Below are 10,380 nucleotides of genomic sequence, written 5' to 3'. Positions count from 1 at the left end.
ATTACAGTTCAGGAGATGTCATTCAGGTTATTGAAGGCTCGGACGAATATGGGCCATGGACAAAGACCATCACATATAACGGTCTGGATATATCAGGAGGCTACACTGAGGACGATCTTGATGACCTGATGACAGAATATGAAGAATCTATTGCAGGCAGTATTAACAAGGAGGGGTATTTCCTCAAGATAAACCCAGAAACACCGGATGACACCATCATACGCACTGGAGACAGGTTTGAGGTCGCAATGGATGGGAGAACCCCAACGTGCAAAGCATGGGCAATAAAGTGCTATAATGACGGTGTACTCCAGAGTTTCGGAATCGAACCGGGTACAGGAAACGAGTGGATACTATCACACAAGCCCTCAGGGCAGATTCTTGCACGCGGAGACCTTGTCTACAGCACCAACCCCAATGATGACGAGGACGTATTTTGAGTTTGCTGATGAGCCTTGTCTACCCGGATACGAACTGATAAGAAACGGATTTTCGGAGGCAAATGTAACAAATACCGAATGAAGACGAATAAAGGCACCAATCCTTATAAAAAAACTCTTTTTATATTTTCAGGCTTCCGTTTACAGGGAGCCGTTCTTTTTACAGGGCCGTTATATTGTCCTGAATTCTGAATCATTACATCGTTTTGAATATTATTGAAATTCAGAGATTATCTCCGGGGTTTCGAAAGGGGCGAAGCCCCTTCGGTTCGCAACTCTTACGCATTCACTTCGCGAAACGCCCTGACCCCGGGGCTTGCGCTTTGACGCCATCTGAATATTTTGAAGAGAAGGATGCGGAAGAATGCATCAGGTGTGCAGAATTGATATCCGGAAAGGTAAGAAAGTATTTGGATCTATAAACGCAGAACAGTCAAATCTTGCAGAAAAAATCCATTCTAAAATGGATATAGACATGATAATCCTGTACGGATCTTTTGCCCGTGGGGATTTTAACGAGGGAAGCGATATCGACCTCCCTATAGTTGCAGACTTCAAAGAACGGTTTCATAAAAGGCGTTTGACACAATTTCATTCCCTATTGATGAGCAAATTAAGATTTTACATGAGATGAGAATTGTGATGGACAGGAAAAATCATGATCCAGTGTAAGGAGGATCCTTACACAGGATCATGTAAAAAGGATGACGGAATCATCCCTTATACTGCCACTGAAACATTGCAGGATCAGCTGAATCTATAGAGGTGACCGTTGTTTCCGACCGTGTAAATCTTATCATTTGCAATGGCCGCGGTTGCGCCCCCTTGTGAATAGGACCACTCGGTCTCACCAGTCAATGCATTGAGTGCGTACATGGTGTTGTAACAGAATGAATTCATGTCGCCCGACTCCTTTCCGACAAACGCCAGTCCGTCTCCAATGGATACGGAGCATGTCCATCCGCCCATACTTTCGTTAATGCGACCCCACTTCTGTGTCAGGTTGTTCGTGTAGAAACATCTGACACCCGGAGGTGTACTGCCCCAGTCACCACCGTTCCATCCGCCGGACACATAAATGAGGCCGTTTGTCTCATCTATGGCAGGTGTGGCGTCTGTGCGTTCAATCTGTACACTACCAGCAGAAGCACCATTCCTCTTCGAATACTTAAACAGATAACCGTCAGTTGAGAAATCATATGATGTCACATAGACATTTGAACTGTCTAGGGCAGGAGAGCCGCAGAAAGCACCTTTTCCTGATTCCTCCACACTCCATACCTCTGCGCCGGTGGCGACATTGACCTTGTACAGATAGCCTGCCTGCTGGTAAACGTTGTCATATCCCCAGCCGGTCAGGTACACATACTCATTGCCGCTGACAGATTCATACGCAGGTGTTGCCTGGAAGTAACCCGAGTCTTTTAATGTACAGGTGTCATTAAAGATCCAGTTCAGGTCACCATCATCCTTGTCAAGGCAGTAATAGTTGCAGTTGCTTGAATCCCAGTCACTGCAGAAGACATAGTTCCCGCCAATCGTCGGACCACCATTGCATGATGTCGACTTGAGTGTAGTGAAGTTCCAGACTTCTGTCCCAGTTGCAAGGTTGACACAGTATAATTTGTTGTCAGATGCTGCATAGGCATATGTACCGTCGGTTGCCGGTGATGACCATGAACCGTAGTGGACTGTGCGCGGAAGCGCGAAGTCCCAGGCGACAGTCATATTGTTCTCATAGATACATGTCAGATTGATCTCTGTAAGGGCCTGTGGCTCGTCGAATCCCGAATAGCCTGTTAAAACAAGAATTTTACCGTTCTCTATTACCGGGTTGATTGTTCCTATGACCTCTCGGTCATCAAAATCATATACCGTAGGGTTGCTCTGCGGAAGACCATCGCATGGAGAGTTGCCTGCATTTTTCACGTAACGATGAAACTGCGGCCAGTCATCCCCCGGATCGGTTCTCGTAACTGTGCTGACAAGTGTAGCCGCCTTCTTCGTCGCATCAGGGTTAACAAAGGTTGTACCTCCATCTTTTGATGAAGAACTGTCCTTTGCAATCTGATCTTCATCATAGAATGCTATGAACTGCCCGTTCTGTTGATAGTCTGCTGCCATTACCGCCGGCGCACAAATCGCCAGCACCATTAATGCTGCAATTAAGAGCATCATTGTTCTTTTCATTTGCTAATTCCTCCAATTATCTGATTTAAATTATTGGACAGATGGAGGTGACATGATGCTAAATCACCATCAAAAGATCCACAAAGATAGTGTAACATATAGTATACTCCCATAACTCCAAATCTGCCCAGACCTGCATAATCCTGCTGAAAAAGGTGAATTTGAACAGCAGCTCCCTTGTGGTTATACATTATCACATGAATGGACAAGTTAATTTGATCTACATCAATTTATTTTAACATTGTCATTCGTCTTCAATAAGTGGATTACCTAGGTTTGCCATTTGGCCTATGGAAGAGCTTTATGCCCCTACAGTCTTCAAATTCATATCTTTAAGATTCCCAAGTTTCTTTTGCAGTTAGTCAAGATGGATTTTTCAGCCGGATGCATCATATTTTTTGAGCAGCATATTTCCTGTCTGTTCGTCTCTTCTGACCTGATCCACCACATCATTCACGATTTTCATAATGCAAAATATATCGAATGTGATCTCTGCTTTGGGAAAATTATCTGTTATTCCGCGAATGAATGCAGGAGACATATTACAACAGATTTGGGATATATTGGCAGGAATTTTCCGATACTCTGAGAAATCTGATTTAAATCTGCTGACTGTTGATGCATCCTTTCCTTCTGTGAGATAAATAACCTTTGAAGTATCCAGACCTGCGACAACCGGAATATAACACGGAATTCATATTATCTTTCTAGGTGATGGGCACCGGATTTGTTGTTTGTTCTCTCCTGCAGCTGCGGTGTACGATTCTCATTACTTTGGGCAAAATCCCGGCATCTGGTTAAGCAATGCTTAAATAACCCCAAAAAGGCCCTGTGCCCCGGAAAAACATATCCACACAGAAGCCCGGAGCGGGCCGATCACAACCGGAGACAGCCAATAACATCCTCCCAAAATTCTCGCCAATAGCGACTGCTCAGTAGTCTGCAATCAACCGTATTTTTAGCAAATAAAAGGCATTATAGCCATATTTTTCCGGCAGTAAAAAAGAGCAAAAAATACGTCCATATCGCCTCCCGATTCCCAAACACAGGGAGGCAAAGAGGGTGAGAAAAGGGTGACAAAAAACAGGTGTGAGGCGGGTGACCCAAAAACGTCTGGAAAAAAAGGCAGAAAACAGTCGGCCCGTTCACATAAGCCCACGGGCAAACCGCCTGCCAGCTTCCCGTGCCCTCTCCTGCACAACAGGATCGCGGGCGACCGCACTCTTCTCAAAGTAGCCCTCGGCTGGCAGGGTATCTGTCACCTCAAATCCCAGCGCCTCGAGCGGCCGCTGCATCGCCTCAATCGCAAATCCCCGCTCGGCAGGTTTTGTCTGCTCGGCCACCGAGAAGACGAGCGCCTTTCTGCCTCGATCCTGAAAAAAGCTCGAATACGGGCCGGGCCGTTCTGCTGCGAAACGATAGTAGGGGATAGAGGCGGTCGATGAAGGCCTTCATCTCCGGGGTGATGTTGTAGTTATAGGTAGGCGTTCCGAGGATGAGGCCGTCGGCCTCCTCAATCTTTGGGTAGAGGAGGTGCATGCCGTCAAAAAACCGGGTACAGGTGAGATCCTTTCGGCAGCGCTCGCAGCCCGTGCAGGGGGTGATGGCGTAAGACCGGAGAGAGACATACTCAGTCCCGGCCCCTTCATCGGCCACGCCCGCAAGCAGTGCCCCAAGGAGTGTATCAGTGTTCCCGCCCGCCCGCGGGCTCCCGGATATACCGATGACCTTCATCGCCCCAGTCTGTCGGGGGCCATTGAATTGTCAAGCACCGCCCGGATGGTCTCGAAGTCTGCCGCAAGCACCTCGCGGAATGCAGGCCGGTAGATGGTGGCCGCCGGGTGGTAAACGGGAATAATGACCCGCTCGCCGCTTATCGTCTGGATACGAAATACTTTGCCGTGCACCTCTGATATGGGGCCCGGGGCAATTCCATAGGATTCGAGCACCCATCGCATCGCAAACCGGCCGAGGGGGACAATAACCTCCGGACGGATAAGGGAAAGCTGGCTATCGAGGTAGGGGCGGCAGGCCTCAATCTCCTCCTGGTTCGGATCGCGGTTCTTGGGCGGGCGGCACTTGACGATATTGGTGATGAAGACATCGTCCCGGGCAACATCGATTCCTTCGAGGAGGCCATTGAGGATGCTCCCTGCCCGGCCCACAAAGGGGACCCCCTTTGTATCTTCGTTCCTTCCGGGCGCCTCACCAATGAAAAGTATGCGGGCGGGAACGGGGCCATCGCCCGGTACGGCGTTGGTCCGCGTCTCCGCGAGGGGGCAGAGGGTGCATGTGCGGACGGCCTCATCTAACGCGATTCGTTCGTGCTCAGTATTCATCTCATATGCTCCTGAAAAAATAGTTGGATTTCGAAAGAGAGAAAGGATGCGGTTTGCGACAGCGGGATCAGGATGCCGCAACCCTCCCGATTTCGTCAAAATATTTCTGGTAGAGGCCAAGATCACCATCATCGAGGGCCTGGCTGGCCAGATCATAGAGTTCAGCAATCCGGGCAAGCTTTTCCATGTCGTCCTCGCTCACAGGAGGCAGTTCACCCGGACTGATATCTCCGGTCTCACCACCGAAGATGACAGCAAGAGCCTCCCCCAGAGTATCCTGCATCGTCAGCCGGTCACCATAGGCAACAATCACACGTTTGAGCTGCGGGAGCGTCCCTTTCTCCGTTGCCTCCAGGTAGAGCGGTTCGACATATATGATGGAATCCTCGATTGGTATCACCAGCGTATTGCCCCGGAGCACCGACGAACCTGACTGCGACCAGAGAGTGATGTCCTGAGAGATCTCGGTATCCTGATCAATCCGGGCCTCAATCTGCATAGGCCCGTAGGTGAGCTCCTGCTTGGAGAACTGGTAGACAACAAGAGATCCATAGGCAGCCCCGTCCGAACGGGCCGCCATCCACCCGATCATATTCTCCTTGTTTCTCGGGGTGAAGGGAAGCATCAGGATGAACTCCTCTGACTCCTCCCCAGGGAGTTTCATGATGACATAGTAGGGCTGCATCTGCTGACGTGAACCGCGGTAAATTTCGTCAGGGATGACCCATGCGTCCTCCCTGTTGTAGAAGACACGCGGGTCCTTCATATGATAGGTGGCATAGAGCGCTGCCTGCACCTGAAAGAGACCCTGTGGGTAGCGGACATGACTCTTAAGGGAGTCGGGCATCTCTGCAAACTCTTTGAAGAAGCCGGGGAAGATATTGTCATACGTCCTGATGAGCGGATCTTCAGGGTCGACGACATAGTAGGTGACATCCCCGTTATAGGCATCAACAACCACCTTCACACTGTTTCTGATGTAGTTGAGCCGCTGGCCTCCGACCGTGGAGACATAATACGGCTCCGAATACGGGAAACGGTTTGCGGTGGTGTAGGCGTCAATGATCCAGTAGAGACGGCCATCGGCCACCACTACATAGGGATCAGAGTCATAGGAGAGGAACGGAGCAATGGTCTGTGCACGGTCGGTGATGATCCGGTGGAAGAGAATTTTGCTTTCATCCGTGAGTGAACCTGACACCAGAAGTTCAACAGAACCAAATTTAAGTGCATAGATGAGCCGTTTTACGAGACCATCCAGCCCGACACCACCTGTACCGTCATATTTATGGTAGGCGTTCTGGTCTCCTGCCGGATAGTCAAACTCGTCGGTGGTGGTATCGGTCACAACATAGTTGCCCGTGTCCTCGCCATAGTAAATCCGCGGCTCATCAAGCGTGAGATATGGCGAGGAGGGTGGAATATCCTTAAGATAGAAGACCGGCAGACCGTCGTCTGTCACTTCATCAACCGGATTCATCACTGCCCCGTAGCCATGGGTGTAGATCAGATGGGTGTTTACCCACGTCTGCGCCTGTGGCGGGAGGCCATCAATGTTCATCTCCCGTGCTGAGACGAGAACCTCTTTGTAGGTGCCGTCAAAATGGTAGCGGTCCACATCAATATCATTGAAGTCGTAGTATGTCCGGAAGAGCTGAAGCTGTTCATAGGTGGTCTTGAGCGGCCGCCAGTCCCAGAGGCGGATGTTTTTGATGGTGGCACTATTCTCCTGTATGTCTGCTGCCGTAAGATTATACGCAACCGGGAAGATTCCCTCATCGGCCGTATCAAGGTTGTAGCTGGCAAGGGTGAAGCGGATGTTATAGTTGAGATATTCCTCCTCTAGATTCAGCTCATCGGGCTCAACGATAAGCCCCTGCACAACCATACCGGCCACAATGCCAATAAACGCAATCGCCACGAAGGCGGCAATGCCATAGGTGATAACCTCAATGCGTTCGAACTTCTCATTGACCAGAAAACCGATGCCGATGACAAAGGCCACACCGGCAAGGATGGTGAGCACCGGAAGGGTGACATGAACCGCGGTATACCCGGCCCCGACCACAGCACCGGTCTCAGAGAAGAGCAGATCAAAACGGGCAAGCCAGAGGCGGAGGGCGAGGGCAGCGAAGGTGAGGAAGAGCAGGGCGTTTAACTGTGGCAGAAACGCCCGTATCGTCCGGGTGAGGGAGACATCTCCCTCATATTCCATTCCGTCCTCGCCTCCGCCCTCAGGCCGGTAAAAAATCAGGGATCTGATGATATTTCCGGGAAGACCAGCAAGATACGGGAGGGAACTGAGAATAATGGTCAGGATGAAGAGGAAAATACAGATATTGAGAATGAGGTTGTAGAAAGGGAGCGAAAACACATAAAATCCGACGTCAAGCCCGAATATCGGGTCTGATACTCCAAACGGGGCCTGATTGATATATTTAAATACGGTCTCCCACGCTCCGGATAAACTGAGCCCGGTAAAGAACGCTAATAATCCAGCAAAGAAGACTGCAATCGGAAACACGTCCGAGGACTCTCCCTGCATGCGGGCAGCGTTTCCTGCCGCATACCGGATATTCACATAGGCAAATCCAAAGAAGACAGCAGACGCAATGACAAAAAGCACAATCCGGATGACGAGAATTGAGAGAAATACATCCTCATACCCGACGGCGACAAACCAGTACCAGTCGCCAAGGAGACCGAACATAACCAGTACAATGGCCAGGATGGCGAGGACAGCAATAATAAGCCTTGGGCGGTTCATGGGATCACTCTGGAGAGAAGTTGTGGTTAAAGTAGAAAAAGGGTTGGGAGACCGGTGTCCGGCAGCGTTCCCCAACAGACAATGAGGTCGGGAAAAACTCAGGTTCCCGGTCGCGAATAATGTGGAAAAGAGCGTACAATGGAACCATGAGGCAGAATCGGCACAAATACTTAAGGGGATTCATGGGAGATATCCCCGGTACTAATGACTGACATTCCTTTTGACAGAGGGCAGCAGCGTCGCGACAACCCGCCGACAAAATGCACGTGCCCCCTGTGCGGGTATGAAACCGAGAGGACTCCCGCTGTTCCCTGCTGGAGCATGAAGTGCCCCAGATGTGACATGCCCCTGACGGGGAAATATGGGGGATCATAGAAATTCTCAGTAGATATTGCAATCAATCTCATCAGCATCACAAAAAAATCAGCACAAATACTTAAGGTGATTCAGGGAAGATAGACCAGCGATATCAATGACTGACATTCCCTTTGGTGGGGGCCGGCAACGGCGTGGCAACCCACCGACAAAATGCGTCTGCCCCCAATGTGGCTATACAGCCGAAAAGACTCCCGGTGTTACCTGCCGGAGCCTGAAATGCCCCAAATGTGACGTCCCCCTGATGGGAGAGTGACATACCACAGTGCCACATGCTGTTTCTGCATAGCAGGGCCTTTTTTTCTCGTATCGTTTTTTGGTAAATCCATTATACAGCAGGCATATTTTCTTCATTTCCTGCAGACGGAGTCAACCATCTTTCATTAATATCCATAGGAATCCTTTTCGGAAAAGCTGTGGCATACTTTCATTTATGAGGGGGATGGTCACATGGCGGGCCTGCATATATTTCCTCTGCGTCTCTCACACATTCCTTTGATTCGGTCTGTTTCATTCAGTAGATTCTGTATTATATGCCATCGTCACCCGGAAGCAGATCCCGGCTTCATAACAGATTCAGGGATCATCAGACTACGGACAACTCCCCTGACCGTGCAGCAAAAACAGCCAGTGCAAGGCAAACCTTAAATATCCGTAGAGGATGAAAGCACCTCCTTAATGGCGGCAGATCATGGGGAGCTGGAAAAAGAACACCTGACCAGAGAAACAGAACGGCTGGAAAAAGAACTCGCGGAGATGACACATCTCGCAGACGAGCGATTATCCCAGCTGAAATATCTCCGGGCTGAATTTGACAATTACCGGAAATGGTCTGAAAAAGAGAAAGGGTCGGTCATTACCCTCGCAAACGAGAACCTGATAAAAGACCTCCTTGTCATCCTTGATGATTTTGAACAGTCGCTGCCATCACTTGAGAATGAAAAAAACAGGGAGGGAGTGGGTATGGTATACCAAAAAATGATCAACATCCTGGCCCGCTACGGGTTGGAGCCCATCACATGCATGGGGGAGAAATTTGATCCACAGTTCCATGAGGTTCTCTGCAGAAAACAATGCTCAGAAGATGCTGACACCATTGTAGAAGAGATCGGAAAAGGATATTCCCTGAAATCGAAGGTGATCCGGCCATCAAAGGTCATGGTTGCTGAGAACGTTTCCGGAAAAAAAGGTGAAAAAAATGGGTAAAGAGAAAATTATCGGAATAGACCTTGGAACATCCAACAGTGAAGCGGCAGTGATGCTGGGCGGCAAACCCACCATCATCCCCTCAGCAGAGGGAGCGACAGTCGCCGGAAAGATGTTCCCCTCATATGTCGCATTCACTGCGGACGGCCAGCTGCTTGTCGGGGAACCCGCACGCAGGCAGACGGTGAGTAACCCTGATGGTACGGTCACGGCAGCCAAGCTGAAGATAGGCACAGACCATGTCTACCATATTCACAACAAGGACTACACCCCCCAGCAGATCTCCGGGTTCCTGTTAAAAAAGATCAAAAGAGACGCAGAAGCATTTCTGGGAGATACCGTGACAAAGGCAGTGATCACGGTACCTGCCTATTTTAACGACAATCAGAGAACCGCAACAAAGGATGCCGGAAAAATTGCAGGTCTTGATGTGGTCAGGCTTGTTAACGAGCCCACAGCAGCTTCGATGGCATACGGGCTGGACCGGGCCGGGGAGTATAAGATTCTGGTCTTTGATCTGGGCGGCGGCACGCTTGATGTGACAATCATGGAGTTTGGGGGCGGAACATTCACGGTGCTCGCCACCTCCGGCGACACACATCTCGGCGGCACCGATATGGACAATGCCGTCTACGAATGGATTGCCACAGAGTTCAAAAAACTTGAGGCGGTCGATATCAGAAATGACAAAATGGCCGTCAACCGGGTCAAAGAAGCGGCTGAAAAGGCAAAAATTGAACTTTCAACCGTCCTTGAAACCGAGATTAACCTCCCCTATGTCTCCGCAACCCCGGAAGGCCCCAAACACCTCTCGATGAAACTGACCCGGTCAAAACTCGAACAGCTGGTCGAACCGACCATCAAACGCTGCATCGGACCATTTGAACAGGCTCTGAAGGATGCCAAACTGACAAAGGACGACATCCAGAAGGTCATCCTTGTCGGCGGACCGACGAGAATGCCGGTTGTGCTGAAATTTATTGAGGACCATATCGGGAGAAAAGCGGAACGCGGGATTGACCCGATGGAATGTGTCGCCATAGGAGCAGCAATTCAGGGAGCG

10 protein-coding genes are annotated in these 10,380 nt (G+C 50.0%); 4 read left to right on the top strand and 6 right to left on the bottom strand.

All coding sequences use genetic code 11. The features are described from left to right. Together MKMG_RS08925 and MKMG_RS08920 are read left to right on the top strand one after the other, a co-directional pair. The coding region (locus MKMG_RS08925; protein WP_165077404.1) for a hypothetical protein at positions 1–440 on the top strand (440 nt) is incomplete at its 5' end. A 373-nt stretch (positions 441–813) separates the two neighbouring features. Further along, on the top strand, positions 814–1,074 hold the full coding sequence (locus MKMG_RS08920; protein ID WP_165077403.1) for a nucleotidyltransferase domain-containing protein: 261 nt from the start codon (positions 814–816) through the stop codon (positions 1,072–1,074). 113 nt (positions 1,075–1,187) lie between these two features. On the opposite strand, the gene MKMG_RS08915 is transcribed toward MKMG_RS08920, so the two are convergent. From MKMG_RS08915 to MKMG_RS08895, 6 genes are all read right to left on the bottom strand, one after another. Continuing rightward, positions 1,188–2,630, bottom strand: coding sequence for a PQQ-binding-like beta-propeller repeat protein (locus tag MKMG_RS08915; protein ID WP_165077402.1), 1,443 nt, complete (start codon positions 2,628–2,630; stop codon positions 1,188–1,190). Positions 2,631–3,006: 376 nt separating this feature from the next. Continuing rightward, complete coding sequence (locus tag MKMG_RS11695) at positions 3,007–3,294, bottom strand: transposase (RefSeq protein WP_256366078.1); 288 nt, start codon at positions 3,292–3,294, stop codon at positions 3,007–3,009. A 481-nt stretch (positions 3,295–3,775) separates the two neighbouring features. Then, a complete protein-coding gene (locus MKMG_RS11605; protein WP_254059153.1) occupies positions 3,776–3,973 on the bottom strand; it encodes a hypothetical protein in 198 nt (65 codons plus the stop codon). Next, positions 3,930–4,364 (bottom strand): flavodoxin family protein, encoded by a 435-nt coding sequence (locus MKMG_RS08905; protein WP_254059152.1) that lies wholly within the window; start codon positions 4,362–4,364, stop codon positions 3,930–3,932. Before MKMG_RS08905 ends, MKMG_RS11605 begins: the two co-directional genes overlap by 44 nt. After that, on the bottom strand, positions 4,361–4,969 hold the full coding sequence (locus MKMG_RS08900; protein ID WP_165077401.1) for a uracil-DNA glycosylase: 609 nt from the start codon (positions 4,967–4,969) through the stop codon (positions 4,361–4,363). Before MKMG_RS08900 ends, MKMG_RS08905 begins: the two co-directional genes overlap by 4 nt. 67 nt (positions 4,970–5,036) lie before the next feature. Then, on the bottom strand, positions 5,037–7,736 hold the full coding sequence (locus MKMG_RS08895; protein WP_165077400.1) for a UPF0182 family protein: 2,700 nt from the start codon (positions 7,734–7,736) through the stop codon (positions 5,037–5,039). Positions 7,737–8,789: 1,053 nt separating this feature from the next. Here MKMG_RS08895 and MKMG_RS08890 point away from each other — a divergent pair. Beyond that, the gene (locus MKMG_RS08890; RefSeq protein ID WP_165077399.1) at positions 8,790–9,317 is read left to right on the top strand and encodes a nucleotide exchange factor GrpE; all 528 of its coding nucleotides are present in this window, start codon (positions 8,790–8,792) and stop codon (positions 9,315–9,317) included. Further along, a partial coding sequence (locus MKMG_RS08885) for an Hsp70 family protein (protein ID WP_165077398.1) occupies positions 9,310–10,380 on the top strand: 1,071 nt, incomplete at its 3' end. The genes MKMG_RS08890 and MKMG_RS08885, both read left to right, overlap by 8 nt.

Source organism: Methanogenium sp. MK-MG (assembly GCF_009914725.1).
Lineage (GTDB): Archaea > Halobacteriota > Methanomicrobia > Methanomicrobiales > Methanomicrobiaceae > Methanogenium.
Note: the sequence above shows the minus strand (reverse complement) of the source record. Positions and strands in the feature narration are given on the sequence as shown.

Coding starts and splice junctions, on each gene's coding strand:
- MKMG_RS08915 (WP_165077402.1), bottom strand. CDS start 2,630: ATGAAAAGAACAATGATGCTCTTAATTGCAGCATTAATGGTGCTGGCG.
- MKMG_RS08905 (WP_254059152.1), bottom strand. CDS start 4,364: ATGAAGGTCATCGGTATATCCGGGAGCCCGCGGGCGGGCGGGAACACT.
- MKMG_RS08900 (WP_165077401.1), bottom strand. CDS start 4,969: ATGAATACTGAGCACGAACGAATCGCGTTAGATGAGGCCGTCCGCACA.
- MKMG_RS08895 (WP_165077400.1), bottom strand. CDS start 7,736: ATGAACCGCCCAAGGCTTATTATTGCTGTCCTCGCCATCCTGGCCATT.
- MKMG_RS08890 (WP_165077399.1), top strand. CDS start 8,790: ATGGCGGCAGATCATGGGGAGCTGGAAAAAGAACACCTGACCAGAGAA.